This is a genomic window from Streptomyces sp. NBC_00667, from assembly GCF_036226825.1.
Lineage (GTDB): Bacteria > Actinomycetota > Actinomycetes > Streptomycetales > Streptomycetaceae > Streptomyces.
On the sequence record NZ_CP109022.1, the window covers coordinates 750,590 to 766,134 of the forward strand.

Annotated in this window: 20 protein-coding genes; 9 read left to right on the forward strand and 11 right to left on the reverse strand. The window is 73.3% G+C overall.

Annotated elements, in window-relative coordinates; genetic code table 11:
• Window positions 1–18: 18 nt before the first annotated feature.
• Complete coding sequence (locus OHA81_RS03685; RefSeq protein ID WP_329192702.1) at window positions 19–852, reverse strand: lysophospholipid acyltransferase family protein; 834 nt, start codon at window positions 850–852, stop codon at window positions 19–21.
• A 203-nt stretch (window positions 853–1,055) separates the two neighbouring features.
• Here OHA81_RS03685 and OHA81_RS03690 point away from each other — a divergent pair, with 203 nt between their 5' ends.
• The 3 genes from OHA81_RS03690 (at window position 1,056) to OHA81_RS03700 (ending at window position 3,635) form a co-directional block, all read left to right on the forward strand.
• Complete coding sequence (locus OHA81_RS03690; protein ID WP_329192703.1) at window positions 1,056–1,307, forward strand: acyl carrier protein; 252 nt, start codon at window positions 1,056–1,058, stop codon at window positions 1,305–1,307.
• Window positions 1,304–2,509, forward strand: coding sequence for a beta-ketoacyl-[acyl-carrier-protein] synthase family protein (locus OHA81_RS03695; RefSeq protein WP_329192704.1), 1,206 nt, complete (start codon window positions 1,304–1,306; stop codon window positions 2,507–2,509). Before OHA81_RS03690 ends, OHA81_RS03695 begins: the two co-directional genes overlap by 4 nt.
• An 85-nt stretch (window positions 2,510–2,594) precedes the next feature.
• Window positions 2,595–3,635: a LacI family DNA-binding transcriptional regulator gene (locus OHA81_RS03700; RefSeq protein ID WP_329192706.1), complete on the forward strand. Its 1,041-nt coding sequence runs from the start codon at window positions 2,595–2,597 to the stop codon at window positions 3,633–3,635.
• Here the strand turns inward: OHA81_RS03700 and OHA81_RS03705 are convergent.
• The 7 genes from OHA81_RS03705 to OHA81_RS03735 form a co-directional block, all read right to left on the reverse strand.
• Window positions 3,632–4,339 carry a sulfite exporter TauE/SafE family protein gene (locus OHA81_RS03705; RefSeq protein ID WP_329192708.1) on the reverse strand — a complete coding sequence of 236 codons (708 nt, stop codon included), beginning with the start codon at window positions 4,337–4,339 and terminating at the stop codon, window positions 3,632–3,634. The genes OHA81_RS03700 and OHA81_RS03705 overlap by 4 nt on opposite strands.
• Window positions 4,336–5,742 carry an amidohydrolase family protein gene (locus OHA81_RS03710; RefSeq protein WP_329192710.1) on the reverse strand — a complete coding sequence of 469 codons (1,407 nt, stop codon included), beginning with the start codon at window positions 5,740–5,742 and terminating at the stop codon, window positions 4,336–4,338. Before OHA81_RS03710 ends, OHA81_RS03705 begins: the two co-directional genes overlap by 4 nt.
• A gap of 24 nt (window positions 5,743–5,766) precedes the next feature.
• Window positions 5,767–7,218: a uracil-xanthine permease family protein gene (locus OHA81_RS03715; protein ID WP_329192712.1), complete on the reverse strand. Its 1,452-nt coding sequence runs from the start codon at window positions 7,216–7,218 to the stop codon at window positions 5,767–5,769.
• 213 nt (window positions 7,219–7,431) lie between these two features.
• On the reverse strand, window positions 7,432–7,611 hold the full coding sequence (locus OHA81_RS03720) for a hypothetical protein (RefSeq protein ID WP_329192714.1): 180 nt from the start codon (window positions 7,609–7,611) through the stop codon (window positions 7,432–7,434).
• Between the two features lie 1,201 nt (window positions 7,612–8,812).
• Window positions 8,813–9,265, reverse strand: a complete 453-nt coding sequence (locus tag OHA81_RS03725; protein ID WP_329192716.1) for a DUF2267 domain-containing protein — start codon at window positions 9,263–9,265, stop codon at window positions 8,813–8,815.
• Between the two features lie 70 nt (window positions 9,266–9,335).
• The gene (locus OHA81_RS03730; protein ID WP_329192717.1) at window positions 9,336–9,731 is read right to left on the reverse strand and encodes a DUF2267 domain-containing protein; all 396 of its coding nucleotides are present in this window, start codon (window positions 9,729–9,731) and stop codon (window positions 9,336–9,338) included.
• A gap of 153 nt (window positions 9,732–9,884) precedes the next feature.
• Window positions 9,885–10,322 carry an Hsp20/alpha crystallin family protein gene (locus tag OHA81_RS03735; protein WP_329192719.1) on the reverse strand — a complete coding sequence of 146 codons (438 nt, stop codon included), beginning with the start codon at window positions 10,320–10,322 and terminating at the stop codon, window positions 9,885–9,887.
• A 138-nt stretch (window positions 10,323–10,460) separates the two neighbouring features.
• Between OHA81_RS03735 and OHA81_RS03740 the strand changes: the two genes are divergently transcribed.
• From OHA81_RS03740 to OHA81_RS03755, 4 genes are all read left to right on the forward strand, one after another.
• Window positions 10,461–11,144 carry an HSP18 transcriptional regulator gene (locus OHA81_RS03740; RefSeq protein WP_329192721.1) on the forward strand — a complete coding sequence of 228 codons (684 nt, stop codon included), beginning with the start codon at window positions 10,461–10,463 and terminating at the stop codon, window positions 11,142–11,144.
• Between the two features lie 43 nt (window positions 11,145–11,187).
• Window positions 11,188–11,574, forward strand: coding sequence for an STAS domain-containing protein (locus OHA81_RS03745; RefSeq protein ID WP_329192723.1), 387 nt, complete (start codon window positions 11,188–11,190; stop codon window positions 11,572–11,574).
• Between the two features lie 175 nt (window positions 11,575–11,749).
• Entirely contained in the window at window positions 11,750–12,250 is a 501-nt protein-coding gene (locus OHA81_RS03750; protein ID WP_329192725.1) for a C40 family peptidase, read from the forward strand.
• A gap of 116 nt (window positions 12,251–12,366) precedes the next feature.
• Window positions 12,367–12,594, forward strand: a complete 228-nt coding sequence (locus tag OHA81_RS03755; protein ID WP_329192727.1) for a DUF6296 family protein — start codon at window positions 12,367–12,369, stop codon at window positions 12,592–12,594.
• A gap of 24 nt (window positions 12,595–12,618) precedes the next feature.
• On the opposite strand, the gene OHA81_RS03760 is transcribed toward OHA81_RS03755, so the two are convergent.
• Window positions 12,619–13,218 (reverse strand): VanZ family protein, encoded by a 600-nt coding sequence (locus OHA81_RS03760; RefSeq protein WP_329192729.1) that lies wholly within the window; start codon window positions 13,216–13,218, stop codon window positions 12,619–12,621.
• Window positions 13,219–13,276: 58 nt separating this feature from the next.
• Window positions 13,277–13,615 (reverse strand): hypothetical protein, encoded by a 339-nt coding sequence (locus OHA81_RS03765; RefSeq protein ID WP_329192731.1) that lies wholly within the window; start codon window positions 13,613–13,615, stop codon window positions 13,277–13,279.
• Window positions 13,616–13,842: 227 nt separating this feature from the next.
• On the opposite strand from OHA81_RS03765, the gene OHA81_RS03770 reads away from it, so the two are divergent.
• Window positions 13,843–14,067, forward strand: a complete 225-nt coding sequence (locus tag OHA81_RS03770; RefSeq protein ID WP_329192733.1) for a DUF5133 domain-containing protein — start codon at window positions 13,843–13,845, stop codon at window positions 14,065–14,067.
• 130 nt (window positions 14,068–14,197) lie between these two features.
• A complete protein-coding gene (locus OHA81_RS03775; protein ID WP_329192735.1) occupies window positions 14,198–14,776 on the forward strand; it encodes a Dps family protein in 579 nt (192 codons plus the stop codon).
• A gap of 126 nt (window positions 14,777–14,902) precedes the next feature.
• Here OHA81_RS03775 and OHA81_RS03780 read toward each other — a convergent pair whose 3' ends face one another.
• On the reverse strand, window positions 14,903–15,394 hold the full coding sequence (locus tag OHA81_RS03780) for an ATP-binding protein (protein ID WP_329192737.1): 492 nt from the start codon (window positions 15,392–15,394) through the stop codon (window positions 14,903–14,905).
• Window positions 15,395–15,545 lie beyond the last annotated feature (151 nt).

A 15,545-nucleotide genomic window follows, 5' to 3' on the forward strand; every position in this document is an offset into this window, starting at 1 on the left:
CCCCCCTGCCCGGACGGCTCACCAGAAGGGCGTCTCGCGCCTGCCGCGTTCCCGGTCCACCAGCTCCTGCACGGCGGCCTGGCTCTCGGCGCAGAGCCGGCGGGCGGCGGCCGAGCGCTCGGCGAGGGACCCGGGCCGCGGCGGCACCGGGATCGGCTCCCCGATGGTGACCAGCCACTTCGACGGCAGCGGGAAGAGCGGCGTGAGGGGGAAGTAGGGGAGGTCGAGGAGGCGCGCCAGGGCCGGTACCTCACCCAGCCTGGGGCACGCCTCCTCGGCGCCGACGACGGAGACCGGGACGACGGGGGCGCCGGTCCGCACTGCGGTGACGGCGAAGCCGGGGCTGAACGGACGCAGCCGGTAGCGCTCCTCGAAAGGCTTTTCCAGTCCGGCGATCCCCTCGGGAAACACTCCTACGAGTTCTCCGGCGGCCAGGCGTTCCCATCCCAGCGTCGGATCGAGCGGAATGGCCCCCTTCTTGCGCGCGTACGATCCGATGACCGGCACCCGGAAGACGAAGGGGGCGGCGGGCACGTGCAGCGGCCGGTCGAGACGCCGCACGAGAACCTTCTGGAGGACGAATGCGTCGAGCCCCCAGGCACCCGAATGATTGGCGACGAGGACGGCGGGCCCTTCGGCGGGAATGTTTTCCCAGCCCGTCACCTCCAGCCGGAAGTATTCGTCCACGAGCCAGTCGAGGAGCCGGTCCCAGGCGCTCTCCCCCGCCTTGCCCAGCAACCGCTTGAGGTTTCGGAGCTCCGTCCCGGCGACGTCGAGGACGTCGGCCACATCGACCGGGCCGACGATCTGGTCGACCGGGTCAACGGTCGAATCGACAAGAATTTCCGACATGAATGATCCTCACTTGCCCGTCAGGCGTCACTGGGAGGCCCATTGCGGACAGGTTTTGAGTAATTCGGCGGCCGTGGTACTTATGTGGGCACGAAACCCCGGCCCCACCGCGCCGGGGAAATCGATTTTCCGTTCGCCTTCGACCGCCGGCCGTTTGCGCCACCATGCTGCAAAGGGCCGCGAAACCGCAAATGAGAGATGCCGTGACCATTTCCGCGCAGGAATCCGTCCTCCACGCGATCAGTGAACTGCTCATCGAGAAGTTCGAGGTCCCCGCCGACGAGGTACGGGCGGACGCGCCGATGCGCGAACTGCTGGCCGACTCGCTCATGGTGGTCGAGATGGCCATCGCCGTGCACGAGATGCTGGGCGTCAAGGTCGAGGAGGAAGAACTGCGCGGGACGACGCTCGCGGGGTTCGCCGAAGCCGTCGGTGCGCGCTGCACGGGCCGTTGAACCGACGCCCCCCGGCCGTCGTCACCGGGATCGGCCTGGTCACGCCGGGCGGCTGTGACCTGGAGACCACCTGGTCGGCGGTCCTCGACGGCCGCCGCACCTGCGCACCCGACCCCGCGCTGGCCGGTCTGCCGGTCTCCCTCAGCTGCCGCGTGCCGGAACTGGACCACCCCGTCCTGCGCCGTCGCGGCTCGGGGCGCCTGGACCGGGTCGACCGCCTCGCCCTGGCGGCGGTCGCCCAGGCGCTCGACCAGGCCGGACTCGACCCGGAGCAGTGGGACGCCGGCCGGGTCGCCGTCGTCACGGGCGGTGGCATGGGCGGCCTTCTGACCCAGGAACAGGCGCTGGCCCGGCTGGCCGACCGGGGGCCGGAGTTCGTCTCGCCCTACTTCCTCACCGGCTATCTGATCAACATGGCGTGCGCCAACATCGCGCTGCGCTTCGGGACGACCGGTCCCGCCCTCTCCACCTCCACGGCCTGCGCCTCGGGCACCACCGCACTCGGCCTCGCCCGGGACCTGATGGCGACCGGGCAGTGCGACATCGCCCTCGTGTGCGGCGCGGAGTCGGCCATCACCCGGCTGATGGTGGCCGGCTTCACCCAGATGGGCGCCCTGTCGGGCACGGGCTCGCGGCCCTTCGACACCACCCGCGACGGCTTCGTCATCGCGGAGGGCGCCGGCGCCCTGGTACTGGAGCGGCCCGCACACGCGGCGGCCCGGGCGGCACGGCCACTGGCGCGGCTCATCGGGTACGCGGCCTCCACCGACGCGCACCACCTGGTGGCCCCGCACCCCGAGGGGCGGGGCGCGGAGCAGGCCGTCCGCGCCGCGCTCGCCGACGCCGGCGTGGCGCCGGGGGACGTCGGCCACGTCAACGCCCACGGCACCGCCACACGGCAGAACGACGCCATCGAAGCCGGTGTCCTGCGGCGCGTGTTCCCGCACCGGCCGCCGGTCACCTCGGCCAAGGGGGCCCTGGGGCACACGCTGGGCGCGGCGGGAGCCATCGAGGCGGCGCTGACCGTCCTGGCGCTGGCCGAGGACACGGTTCCGCCGACGGCCGGGCTGAGCGAGCCCGGCGCCGGGATGGAGATCGACGTCGTGGCGGGCTCACCACGCGGGCAGGCCGGTGAGATCGCGGTGAGCAACTCCTTCGGTTTCGGCGGCCACAACGCCGTCGCGGTCCTCGCGCGCGCCTGAACACACGGGCGCGTCTTCCGGCGGCGCCGCCGGTCGGGGAAGATGCGGAGGTCACCCCAGCGCGGCGCGAGGAGCGTTACCCCAGATGTCCCCTTCCGGTACCGGTGCCCGGCCGCCGACGATCGCCGACGTGGCCCGGGCCGCGTCGGTGTCACCGACGACCGTCTCCCACGCCCTGAACGGGATCGGCAAGGTCGACCCCCGCACCCGGGAGCGCATCAAGGCGATCGCCGCCGAGCTCGGCTACCGGCCGAACCTGCGGGCGCAGCGGCTGCGCCGGGGGGAGGCCAAGGCCATCGCCCTGGCGTCGTCGATGCCGTTCGCCGTGGCGGGCGGACCGTCACGGCTCGGCTTCTACATGGAGGTCGCCGCCGCCGCGGCGGAACGCGCGCTCGTGCACGGCTACGCACTCGTGCTCGTCCCGCCGGTCCGTACGGGGTCCCCCCTGTACTCGGTGGACATCGACGGGGCCATCGTCGTGGAGCCGGACACCGACGACGTCGCGGTGGCGCAGCTGCGCGAGCGGGGGCTGCCCTACGTGGCGCTCGGACGGCCGGTCTCCCCCGCCGACGCCGCCCCGTACGTCGACCTGCGCGGGGCTCCGGTCGCCGAACTGCTGCTCGGACACCTGCGGGAGCAGGGCGCGGTCCGGCCCGCGCTGATCGTCGGTGACGGCGCGCGGCACTCCGGGGTCGACGCCCGGACCGTGTACGAGCGGGCGGCGGCGCGGCACGGCTGGGACCCGATGGTGGCGGCCGCCCCCGAGGAGGGGGGTGAACAGGCCGGGTACGACGCCTGCGCGGCGCTGCTCGCCGCCCACCCCCGCATCGACGCCGTCTGCGCCCTGGTGGACACCTTCGCCGTCGGAGCGGTCCGGGCGATCCTGGACAGCGGCCGGCGGATCCCGCAGGACGTCGCGGTCGTCACCCGCTACGACGGACTGCGGGCCCGGACCTGCGAGCCCCCGCTCACGGCGGTCGACCTGCACCTGGACCACGCCGCTTCCGAGGCCGTGGAACTGCTGCTCGGCCGGCTGCGCGGGCAGGACACCCCGCCCGTCGCCACGGCGCCCGAGCCCCGCCTGATCGCCCGCGCGTCGTCCCTGCGCGGCGGCCCCGCGTCCTAGCCCAGCATGAGCACCACCCCGGACACCAGGGCGAAGCCGAGGACGAACAGGCGCATCCGGCGGGCGTCCAGGCGGTGGTGCACCAGGCGGCTGAGCCAGGCCCCCACCGCGAGTGCGGGCAGCAGCAGCAACGCCGGGGCCAGTTGGCCCGGTTCGCCCTCGCCGGTCGCGAACAGCAGGGCGAGGGAGGCCACTTCGCCGACCAGGAAGCACACCGCGATCGTGGCCCGCAGCTCCGCGGGCGGCCGGTGCTGGTAGACCAGCGCGAGCGGCGGGCCGCCCACACCCGTCGCGGTTTCCGTGAGGCCCGTGACCAGGCCCGCCCCCAGGTACGCGCCCCGGCCGGGGGTGAAGGCAGGTGCGGCCAGGCTGACCAGCGCCGCCAGGACCGTGGCCGCCCCGACGAACAGCCCGAGCCGGCCGTCGGGGATGGCCCACAGGAGGGCGAGGCCGAGGGGGGTGGCGGCGAGCCGCGCCCCGGTGATCCAGCCGGCGCCGCGCAGGTCCAGGCTGCCCCGCTCGCGCCAGGCCACGTACGCGTTGAGCGGGATCATCGACGCGAGGACGAACACGGGCAGCAGCGCCGGATCCAGCAGGCCCGCCACCGGGGCGACGATCAGCGCGAACCCGAGCCCGCTGGTCCCCTGCACGAAGGCGGCCAGCGTGACCGTCACCGCGAGCAGGGCGAAGGTCTGCGAGGTCACCGGGCCACGCTCCGTCCGCGGTGGCGGTCGGCGCGCGCGGCCGTGGAGGTGGGGTGGACCCGGGTGACGGCGGCGCGCCCCAGCACGGAACGGGAGAGCTCGGCCGCCTGCCGCACCAGCGCCGGACCGTCCCAGTCGGTGGGCCAGCCCTGCCACAGCCGTAGCCGGCCGCCGACGAACACGGCGCTGATCTGGTCCCGGTTGCCGCGCCGCACCAGCTCCCACGGCAGGTCCCAGGTCAGCCGCATCTCCGGGGTCGCCGTGTCGACGAGCAGGAAATCTGCGGCGGCCCCCTCGGTGACGGTTCCGGTGAAGGAGCCGAGACCGAGCGCGTCGGCGCCGCCGCGGGCGCCGTGCTCCAGCCAGGTCCAGCCCGCTCCGCAGGAGGAGTCGCCGGAGGCGAGTCCGTAGGCGAGGCGCTGGGCGGACTCCGCGGCGTCGGCGAGCCGGAAGGCGTCGCCGCGGGTGCCGTCGGTGCCGAGCCCGAAACGGATGCCGCGCTCGGCCATGAGCGCCGCGGCGGCGACGGCGTTGCCCTTCCAGGCACTGGCGACGGGGTTGTAGCTGACGGCCGCGCCGCTGTCGGCGAGGAGGGTGAGTTCCGCCGGGGTGAGCAGCGTGGCGTGGGCGGCCACCAACTGCGGCCCGAGGGCGCCCACGTGGTGCAGGTGCTCCAGGGGGCGCATGCCGTGCCGGACGAGGGAGCGTTCGACGGCGACGAGGTGCTCGTTGACGTGGATCTGTACGACGGCTCCCGCTTCGGCGGCGAGGCGGGCGCTCTCCCTCAGGGTGCGGGCGGTCGCGGCCTCGGGGATGGAGACGGCGAGGGACGGGTGGATCAGGTCGTCGGTGTCGTAGCGGGCCAGGTGCTTGTGCGCCCGGGCCATGACGTCCGCGGAGTCCCCGCCCGGGGCGTCGTTGCACAGCAGTCCCAGTACGCAGCGGATCCCTGCGTCGCGCGCGGCGGTGGCGACGACATCGGCCTCGACGGCAGCGCGGGTGCCCGCGTCCGCGACGGTGGTGAAACCACCGCGCAGGGACTCCAGCGCGGCCAGCTTCGCCGCCACGTACGCGGACTCCTCGTCCAGCGCGCCCTCCAGGGGCGCCCACACCCGGCGGAATATCTCGGAGGGTTCGCCGAACGCGAGCGCCGCGCCGAAGCTCTGGGTGAGGTGGTGGTGGCTGTCGACGAAGCCGGGCACCAGCGCGTGGCCCGGCAGCCGCACCGGTGTCAACCGCGGGTGCAGACGCTCCAGTTCGCGGGCGGGGCCGATGGCGCCGAAAGATCCGTCGGCCACGACGACCGCATGCGATTCGAGCGGCCCGTCGGGGGTGAAGACCACGTCGGGCACGAGCAGCCGGGGGCCGGTGCCGGTGAGGTGGTCGGGGGACACGTCGTTCATGGTTCTCTTTCCGGTGGGCGCGGTTCAGGTGCGTGGGGCGGGCTCGGGGACCCCGGCCGGGGAGCGGCGCAGCCGCGGGTGGTGGAAGAGGACGTTGAGGAGGGCGGCGGTGAACGCCCCGACGGCCACGCCGCTTTCGAGGAGGATCCGCGGGCCCGACGGCAGGCTCCCGTACACGCCCGGGACCAGGATGGGCAGCAGCCCGAGGGCGAGGGACACGGCGCAGATGAAGGTGTTGGTGTGCCGGTCGAGTGCGGCGCGGCCGAGCATCTGGATGCCGAGGACCGTGATCACGGCGAAGACGACCATGGCCGTACCGCCGACGACCGCCGCGGGGACCACGCTGATCGCTCGCGTCACGGGAGCGAGGAACCCGATGCAGATGAGCACCACGCCGGCGGCGGCGGTGACGAAGCGGCTCCGGACGCCGGTGACGCGGACGATGCCGATGTTCTCGCCGCTCGTCACCATCAGCGGAAGCCCGAAGAACCCGCCGAGGAAGGAGACGGCCGCGTCGCCGCGGATGGTCTTGGGTACGTCGGTGCGGCGGTCGATGGCCTTGCCGACCGCCTCCGCGTTGATGACGGTCTGGCCGGTGGCCTCCGCCATCGAGGCGAGGCTGTAGAGCATCAGCGGGAGCGCGGCGACCAGGTTGAACTGCGGGGAGCCGAACGGCAGCAGCTCGGGAGCGCCCAGCAGGGGGCCGTGGAGGGCCGGCCCGAAGTCGGCGGCTCCGAGGGCCAGTGCGAGGACGGTGCCGGCGATCAGGCCGAGCATGACGGCGAGCTGGCGCAGGACGCCGGTGAAGAGCCGGTAGAAGGCGACGGTGAAGCCGATGGTGGCCAGGCCAAGCAGGAGGTGGGTGGGATCGGCGAAGCCCGGCTCACCGGGCCGGCCCGTGACCAGGACCGCGCCGACCTTCACCAGGTTCACCCCGACGATGACGATCATCGTTCCGATGACGAGCGTGGGGAAGAAGGCGAGGAGCCGGGAGAAGACCGGCAGCACCACGAAGTAGAAGGCGGCCGTGAGGATCACGGCGCCGGTGGCGGTGCGCAGGCCGTGCTGTTGGGCGATGGCGAGGAACAGGATGAGCGGCGCGCCGCCGGGGAGCATGACGAACGGCAGCCGGGGCCCGATCTTCCAGGGGCCGAGGGACTGGATGAGCGAGCCGATACCCGACAGGACGAAGGCGGCGGAGAGCAGTTTGACCGTCAGGCGGGAGTCGAGCCCGAGCGTCGCGCTCATCAGGAAGATCGCCGAGATGGGGGTCGCGGCCATCACCAGGACGTGCTGGATGCCGAAGAGCAGGATCCTGCCCGTCGGGCGGGTCTGGTCCACGGGGTGGGGCTGGTCGTCCGGGAGCGCCTCGTCGTGGTGGGGCTGCGTGTGCAGCCGGGACGCCGGGTCCGGCTGGGTGTCGGAGTGAGGTTGCGGTGGTACGGGACGGCGGTTCGCGATGCGGAAACCGGGCACGTTCGAGCTCCGTTCGGCTCGTTCCGGATATGGCTGGTCCCACGACCCGGGACGGGGGTCGTGATGACGGAGCCAAATCGATTTGGCCGCCAGTATGTGAGGGCTCTTCGATCGCGTCAAGGGAGTGGGACGAGACGCTTGGAACGCCGTCCGGTTATGAAAACTCCCCCTCCCCCACGAGGGGGTTGGGGGAGTAAGGTGCCCCGGTGCGGGTCACTGCGGGGTGTGGAAGCGGCCCGCGCCGCGCTGCTGGGGAACGGTCTTCAGCCGGTGGGCGCCGGAACGTCGGCGGTCCGGAAAGGGGTTGCGCCGCGAGGGGGCCGAAGGGGCCACGACCAGGAGGGCGATGAGGGCGAGGACCGGGACGAGGATGAGCCCGGCAACGAGGTTCATGTTCCTGCCTTCCGTCGGGTACTGACGGTCTTTCACTGCCTGTCTGTCACTACATCCTGTAACCGAAAATCACGGCGGTAAACACAACGGGTGAGTGTGCTCGGTAACGCCAGGGCAAAGAGCGGCAGTTGTGACCCGGCGCAGGACGTTCCGAAGTCGTGTCCGTCGGCGATCCACCGCCACTGCAAGGTGGCCGGCGACCCCGGCGCAGGTGAGGACGGGGCGGATGTTCACCCGACGAGTACGGCCGGCACCGCGCCGGGCCCCGGCGGGCTCGGCCGACGGAACGAGAGCCAGGACGGCCGGCAGCTTCTGGGCAGGTCGGCCCGGCAGCGCGGCGGAGCCCGCAGCGCGGCGAGCGCGGCGGAGCCGAGCAGTCGGGCGGCCCCCCGTACCGCCGGGCAGGGCGCAGCCCGGGGCATCGCCGAACCCGTGGCCCGACCACTGCGTGGACCCCGACGCGGGCATGCGCACGAAGGCCGGGAAGGACGGGGCCGCGGAGCGCGGCCAGGCGTGGTCCGGCGAGCGGGCGACCCGTCGGGCGGCCCTCCTCGGGGCCGGCCGCATCAGCCCGGGCCGGTTCGATGCCCACCGGCGGAGCCGACGAGGACGGAGGTGACGGTCACCCGTGCGAACCAGGGGAGCCGGACTGCTCGGCCGTCTCGGGCCGGCTCCGCCGGGCGCGTCCAGGTCCGCGGCGAAGAAGCGGCGGAAGACCGCGTAGGCGACGGCGCCGCGCGCCCCTCCGGGCGGCCGCCGCGAAGACCCCCGGCATCAACAGCACCCAGGGGCGGCCCGGCCGGAAAGCCGCATGAGCAGCGGGGAAAGGGCGAAGACGGGGCCGAACGACCCGCGCCCGGCAGCACGGCGCCCCGACAACGCTGCGGGGTGCGGTGCCGGGCGGCGCGGGTCAGGCGCGATCCGGATGAGACGGCCCAGGGCGCCGGCGCACAAGAGCCCGTCGTCATCGCGGAGCGTCGGGGAGGGCCGCGGACGGCGGCCGGGAAGCCGATGACGGTCCGGGCCGCTCCGCCTCCTCGCCCACGTGCGTCCGGCGTGATCCCAGAGGGGGACGGTCAGGACGGTCAGGACGGTCAGGACGGTCACGGAGGTTGGCCCGACGGGCACCCCCCGATCGTCGCGGAGCAGCGGACGGGGGCGGCAGCGGCCGCCCCCGGATTTCCGGTCGTCGCCGCCGGTGTCAGGCCGCGCTGCGGGCGGGCTGCGGGGTGAGCAGCTGGGCCTGGCCGAAGAGGAGCGCCCAGCCGTCGGGCAGGCCGGACAGGACACGGGCGAGGAGGTCGGGCCCGGCGAGGGCGGCGACGACGGTGAGGACCGCGCCGGCTTCCCAGCGGGCGGTGGCGGGAGTACCGCCGGCCTGGCTCGCGAGCTCCTTGACGAACGCCCATCCGGTGAGCGGCCGCGGATCGGGAACCTGGGCGGTGAAGGCGAGGGCGGCTTCGACGGGCAGGCGGGCGGCCAGGCCCACGCGTTCGTCGCCCGTGATCTGGCGGCCGAGTGCCGACATGACGCGGCGGACGGCGTCCTCGGCCCGCTCCCGGGTGGGGTACGCGCCTTCGTAACGCACCTTCTCCACCATCTGGTCGTAGGTCATCTCCGGCGCCTGCTGGAGCTGTTCAGGCCGGTGGAACATGGATGCTGTGCGCCTTTCTGATCGACGGGTCGGGGGTGGTTGACGTTCAAGCGGACTTTCAGGCGGACGTTCAGGCGGCCTGTGGGTGCCCGAAGAGGAGGTCGTAGCCGGGTGGCAGCTGGAGCAGGATCCGACGGATGAGGTCCCGGCCGGCCGCGTCGGCGGCGACGCTGAGCACGGCGCCGACGTCCCAGGCCGCCGTCGCCTGCGAGGCCCCCTCGATCCACGCCGCCGTGGCGCGGACGAAGCGCTCCGGCGAGAGCGGCTCCATCGCCTGGAGCGGGTTGAGGAGGATCAGGGAGTACGTCTCGGGCAGACGGGCCGCCAGTTCGGCCCGCTCGGAGCCGACGATGTGGGCGCCGAGCAGGGCCAGGACGACCCGGGCCGCACGGTCGGCTTCCTCAGGGGTGTCGTATTCGCCGCGTTCCTGGACCTGGTCGAGGAACGCCTCCCAACGCAAGGCCATGGGACCTGTCCTCCTCGGTGTGCCGGCGGGGACGGTACGCGCGCCCGCGGGCGACGGGCGCCGCCAGGGAACAGCTCGGGGTGGCGCGGAGGACGGGACTGCCGGGGGGAGTGAGCGGCCCGTCCTCCGCCGCCCGGGTGGCCGAGGGGCCACTCAGCCGGAGATCTCCTTGCGGCCGCCGTCGGCGGCACTGATGGTGATCTTGCGCGGCTTGGCGCGCTCGGCGATCGGGATGCGCAGGGTCAGGACACCCGCGTCGTAGTCGGCCTTGATGTTCTCGGTGTCCAGGGTGTCGGCGAGCATGACCTGCCGGGAGAACACGCCGAGGGGACGCTCGGAGAGTTCCATCTGCACGTCCTCGCCCCTCACCGTCGGCCGGCGCTCGGCCTTGACGGTCAGCATGTTCCGCTCGACGTCGATGTCGAACGCGTCCGCGGCGACACCCGGGACGTCGAAGGCGATCACGTACTCCTCGCCCTCGCGGTAGGCGTCCATCGGCATCACGGACGGCTTCGACCAGGTGCCGGTCGTGCCCATCAGCTGCTGGGTGAGCCGGTCGAGCTCGCGGAACGGGTCGGTGCGCATCAACATCGCGAAACACCTCCAGTCGGTTCAGGCAGGAACTGCCAATGCGCTTCAACGTGCTTCCGTTGTAACATGTCGTCCAGACGATGACAAGTCAGACGTCATCTGGAGGATGACGACGACGAGACCCCCGGAGAGTGCCTCATGACCGCATCCGCGCAGCCCGAGCCCCGAGCGGGGACGGGCCCGGCCTCGTTCCTCGCCGCGGCAGCGGCCCTGGAAACCATCGACCGGGCCGTCCGGGAGGCCCAGAGAACCGACGGCGGGGAGCCGGGCGGCGCCCCCTCCGGGACCACGGACGGACCCCACCCGGCCCTGGCCTCCCTCCTGTTGCTGCGCCAGGTACGGGAGCAGCTGGCCGGCTGGGAGACCGGCCTGATCGAAACCGCCCGGGAAGCCGGCGCCAGCTGGGCGGACCTGGCCGGGCCCCTCGGCGTGGCCAGCCGCCAGGCCGCCGAGCGGCGCTACCTGCGCCAGCGCCCCGGCGAGGCGGGGGTCACCGGTGAGCAGCGGGTACAGGCGGTGCGCGACCGGCGGGCGGCCGATCGCACCGTCACCGCATGGGCCCGGGACAACGCCGCGGGCCTGCGCCGGCTCGCCGGGCAGGTCACCGCCCTGACCGACCTGCCCGCCAGCGCGGACCGGCAGCTGGGCGAGCTCAACCGGGCACTCGCCCGCGACGACGCGTCGCACCTCGTCCGCCCCCTCACCGACACCCGGCGCCACCTGCGCCCCGAACACTCCGAACTCGCCGAGCGCATCGACGAGATGACCCGCCACACGCACCGGCTGCGCCAGGACAGCGACACCCAGCGCCGCGAGACCTGAGGGGCACAGCCCCCGACCCGCGGTGAGGAGGAAGGAGCGAGGGATGTCCACGCGTCCGTACGAGCCCGGTCCGACGCCGCAGGAGCTCGCGGCGGCCGTCACCACGAGCCGCCGCGACGGCCGCACCACCGTGTCGGTCACGGGGGAGATCGACATCGCGACCGCTCCGCTGCTGGCCGAGGCACTCCGGGCGGCGCTCTGCGACGGTGTGACGCGGGTCGAGGCCGATCTCAGCGGGGTCTCCTTCTGCGACTGCTCGGGGTTGAACGTGCTGCTCGCCGCGGAGCGGCACGCCCGCACCCACGGCCGGGCCCTGCGCGTGACCGGAGTGCGTTCGCCGCAGGTGCGGCGCCTGTTCGAGTTGACGGGGACGACCACGGCCACCGTCGGGAGGAGGCGCCGGCATCCGGGCGGCCGTGACTTTGCGTAGCCGGAAAGCGGAGACCCGTCTCTTTACGTAACCGATACACCGCATGGGATGCCAAATCACCAGAAATCTCCCGATCGGGGGGAAGACTGGTCGGCCGTCGAGAGCCAAGCGCATGTCAATCAAGACCAGCCCCCGGACCGGGGCTGTTCCTGCAACCCAATGCGGAGGTATCACGATGGCCCCCTACGGAACGGAAGACGCGCATTCACCCGGAGAACCCAGGCCCCCGGCCGCCTCGCCCCGAGTCCTCGCCCTGTCCTTCCTCGGCCTGTTCCTCGCCGCCTCGACGGTGACCGGCAGCGCCTCACCGGCCCAGGCCGCCGTATCGCATGGCGTAAGAGCCGTCGCGGTGGCCGCCTCCAAACGGGGGGCCCCGTACGCCTACGGCGCCGCGGGGCCCAAACGCTTCGACTGCTCGGGACTGACCTTCTACGCGTTCCGCAAGGCGGGACGCCGGCTGCCGCGCACCGCGGAACAACAGTACGAACAGACCCGCCACATCCCACCCGTGCAGCGGGCACCCGGCGACCTCGTCTTCTTCCCCCGGGGAGCCACCATGGGGCACGTCGGCATCTACGCCGGGGGCGGCAAGATCTGGCACGCCCCCCGGCCGGGGGGCCGGGTACGCCTCGACCGGATCTGGACCTCCGACGTGCGGTACGGACGCGCGGGCTGACAGCGCGGGCTGACAGCGCTCCCCGCGCCGGGCGGCGCCCCCTCGCGCGCCGCCCGGCCCCTTCGACCATCATGGGAGGAGGAGCCCTCGAAGGGCCGTACGGAAGGAGGCCCCAGGTGAGCGCCGAGCGCTACGAACTGGTGCTTCCCGGCGAGCCGGGGGCGGATCCGGACACCGTGGTCGTGTCCCGGACCCAGCTGACGGGACCGGGCGGCCACCCCGTGTACGAGGACCGGACCGGCATCGTACGGGCGGAGATCAGCGACCGCGGCGAGGTGCGGATGCTGCCGTCCGGCGGCCACCAGGACCCCGTTTCGGCCCTGGAGGCCCGCCCGCTGCAGTGAGGGCCCCCGGTCGCCGCCGGAACCTCACTCCCCCGTACCCGCCTCGACCGGGCGCGGCCTGCGGTGCCACCAGTGCCGGCGCCGCGGATGCACGGCGCGGCCGAGGCGCCGTCCGATCAGCAGGTACCCGAGGAGCGCGCCCGTCGTGTTCAGGATGACGTCGTCGACGTCGAACGCACGCCCGCTCACCAGCGCGCCCTGGATCAGCTCCACCAGCGTCATCAGGGCCGCCGTCACGACCGCGACCCGCAGCAGTCCGCGGGCCTGCGGGACGAGCACGGGGAGCAGTACCCCGAGCGGCACGCCGAGCAGCACGTTGCCGCCGAGCTGGCGTGCGGCTTCGCGGACGGAAGCCCCCTCCAGGTAGGCGCTGATGGAGCGGCCGGGGTGCACGTTGCTGTGCACGAGGGCCACGGAGGCGGCGGAGGGCTCCAGCGTCAGGCGGGCCAGCACCACGCTGAACAGTACGGTCGCCGCGAAGGCGCCGGCCATGGCCAGCGCCCGGACCACCGGAGACGCCGGGGGCCGGCCGAACGGCACGGGGGGCCGGTCGCGCACTCCGCCCGGGGCGATCGTCCCGCCGGTCTTCCTCGTACGCCGCAACCATAGGGGCCTCGATGTCATGCGGGCCCTTGTACCCCGGCGGCGGCGCCCAACGCGCCCTGAACGCAGATGAGTTGACTCAGGACGGGCGGGCCTCGGTGTGGCCGCAGACCCAGGCGAGGGCGTCGTGCACGCCCTGGATGTGGTCGTGCGGCACGGAGCTCTGCGGCTGTTCCTCCAGCCGTACGACCGCAGCGTCCACCTCCGCGGTCAGCAGGTCCATGCCGGGCGGACCTTCGGCGTGCACGCCCGTGACCGGGCCCTCGCGGTCCCGTCCGAGCGCCCACAGGTATCCGCTGGCGGCGCCGCGGGCGAAGGGAGTCGTCCGCTCCAGCCTTCTGCACTCCCGTTCGATGTCGGCTCGGCGGCGGGTTCCGACCATCTCTTCGCCACTGCGGTTCGTGGATCGCGTCGCCATACGTACCCCGCCTCCCCGGGTTCGCCGCGGCCCGCCCCGCGTGCGAGCGGGGCGTCTCCTCGGCGCGTCTGCCCGGTCACGCGCAGGGCATGCCGGCCGGGCACGACCGGAGCACCGTACGGCCGCACGGGACAGCGCCCGTACGCCCGCACGGGGTCCGCGCATCATTTCGGCTTTCGGGGGCACCTCGGTGATCAGTCCCGTGAACCGGCCCGAAAGGACCTTCCATGTTGATGCCGTCCCCGATCGTCGTCCGCTCCCTCCTCGCCCGGTACGCCTCCCTGGCCGGCCAGGACTCCGCTGCCGCGCGGCAGGAGCTGGAGCAGGTCTCGTACACCCTCTGCGTCACGACGGCGACGACCACGATCGAGGACGCCCTGGCCGCGGCCGAGGTACTGGCCGAGCGCGAGGTGCCGACGGGCCGTCAGGAGATGAGCACGGCTGCCGCGTAGCCGACGGCGACGACGCCGCTGCACCCCCTCGCGGCCGTCACCGCGCGGCGACCGCGTGCCCTATGCATGAATCGGGGCAAACTAGGCAGACGGTGAACAACGCCCATCAGTACAGATTCGGAGTTTCGTCATGGCTGAGCACACCCCCACCCCGCACTACACCGTGCCGGGGATGTCGAAGGAGGAGGCCGTCCGCGTCGTCGAGGTGCTGCGCATGCGGCTGCACTCGCTCAACGACCTGGCGCTGACGCTCAAGCACGTCCACTGGAACGTGGTGGGACCCCACTTCATCGCCGTCCACGAGATGCTGGACCCCCAGGTGGACGCGGTACGGGAGATGATCGACACCACCGCGGAACGCATCTCCACCCTCGGCGGCGTCCCCGCCGGCACCCCGGGCGCACTGGTGGCCGAGCGGACCTGGGACGACTACGACGTGGGCCGGGCCGACGCCGTCGCCCACCTCGGCGCGCTGGACTTGGTCTACGCGGGTGTCATCGAGGACCACCGGGCCGCGATGAAGACCACCGATGAGCTGGACCCGGTCACGCAGGACATGCTCATCGGCCAGCTGGCGCAGCTGGAGCTCTTCCAGTGGTTCGTCCGCGCACACCTGGAGAGCAGCGGCGGGCGCCTGAGCACGGCCGGCGCCCACACCCTGGACGAAGCGGCCGATCAGGCACTGCGGGACGCCCGCCGGACGGCCTGATCCCGGTAGGCACGCCGGGGCCGCCCGCTCCCCCGAGGGAGGCGGGCGGCCCCGGCGATGCTGTGCGCGGCGCCCGGTGGGCGCGCGCTCGTCCTCGGCGGAGTCCCCGCTCGCCCTCGGCCGTCCTCAGTTGAGGGAGGCCTCCGGCGGCGCCGGCTTGGGCGCGGGCCGTCCGGTGACCAGCCGGTCCGCTTCGATCTCGGCGAAGACGGACTTGCCGGTGTCGTGCGGGACGGTGCCCCAGCGGTCGGAGAGGCGCTGCACGATGTACAGCCCCTGCCCTCCGGGGGTCCCCCGCTGGTGCCTCTCGCGCGGACGGGGAGGCTCGGGGTCCCCGTCGAACACCTCGATGCGCAGGGATTCCCCGGCGACCAGCAGCAGCTGGTGGCAGCCGCCCGCGTGGACGCCGGCGTTGGTCACCAGCTCGGAGACGATGAGCAGGGCGTCGTCGGCGGTCTCGGTGCCGTCCCAGCCCCAGTCGCGCAGCACCTGCTTCGCGAACTCACGGCCCTTGGCGACCTGGCCGCTGGTACCGCTGAGGGTGAGCCGACGGCGCTGGCCCATGACCGGTGGTCCGGTGGGCAGTGGATCGCTGGTGTCCGATCCGATGGTCTTCACTGTGGTCTCACCCCCGTCTGTGACGCTGATCGACGTGTATCGCGAATGGCCGGTTCGGCCGGGCAACGGGCCGGGGCGGATCCGCCCTCGGTGCCTCAGGTGTTGCGTATGCCCGGTCTGACCACCCGGACACGTGGGTACTCCGATCGGC

Bases quoted from the DNA above. Each gene is read 5' to 3' on its own strand.
- OHA81_RS03685 (WP_329192702.1), bottom strand. From the start codon at position 852: ATGTCGGAAATTCTTGTCGATTCGACCGTTGACCCGGTCGACCAGATC.
- OHA81_RS03700 (WP_329192706.1), top strand. From the start codon at position 2,595: ATGTCCCCTTCCGGTACCGGTGCCCGGCCGCCGACGATCGCCGACGTG.
- OHA81_RS03710 (WP_329192710.1), bottom strand. From the start codon at position 5,742: ATGAACGACGTGTCCCCCGACCACCTCACCGGCACCGGCCCCCGGCTG.
- OHA81_RS03720 (WP_329192714.1), bottom strand. From the start codon at position 7,611: ATGAACCTCGTTGCCGGGCTCATCCTCGTCCCGGTCCTCGCCCTCATC.
- OHA81_RS03725 (WP_329192716.1), bottom strand. From the start codon at position 9,265: ATGTTCCACCGGCCTGAACAGCTCCAGCAGGCGCCGGAGATGACCTAC.
- OHA81_RS03730 (WP_329192717.1), bottom strand. From the start codon at position 9,731: ATGGCCTTGCGTTGGGAGGCGTTCCTCGACCAGGTCCAGGAACGCGGC.
- OHA81_RS03735 (WP_329192719.1), bottom strand. From the start codon at position 10,322: ATGTTGATGCGCACCGACCCGTTCCGCGAGCTCGACCGGCTCACCCAG.
- OHA81_RS03740 (WP_329192721.1), top strand. From the start codon at position 10,461: ATGACCGCATCCGCGCAGCCCGAGCCCCGAGCGGGGACGGGCCCGGCC.
- OHA81_RS03745 (WP_329192723.1), top strand. From the start codon at position 11,188: ATGTCCACGCGTCCGTACGAGCCCGGTCCGACGCCGCAGGAGCTCGCG.
- OHA81_RS03750 (WP_329192725.1), top strand. From the start codon at position 11,750: ATGGCCCCCTACGGAACGGAAGACGCGCATTCACCCGGAGAACCCAGG.
- OHA81_RS03760 (WP_329192729.1), bottom strand. From the start codon at position 13,218: ATGACATCGAGGCCCCTATGGTTGCGGCGTACGAGGAAGACCGGCGGG.
- OHA81_RS03765 (WP_329192731.1), bottom strand. From the start codon at position 13,615: ATGGCGACGCGATCCACGAACCGCAGTGGCGAAGAGATGGTCGGAACC.
- OHA81_RS03770 (WP_329192733.1), top strand. From the start codon at position 13,843: ATGTTGATGCCGTCCCCGATCGTCGTCCGCTCCCTCCTCGCCCGGTAC.
- OHA81_RS03775 (WP_329192735.1), top strand. From the start codon at position 14,198: ATGGCTGAGCACACCCCCACCCCGCACTACACCGTGCCGGGGATGTCG.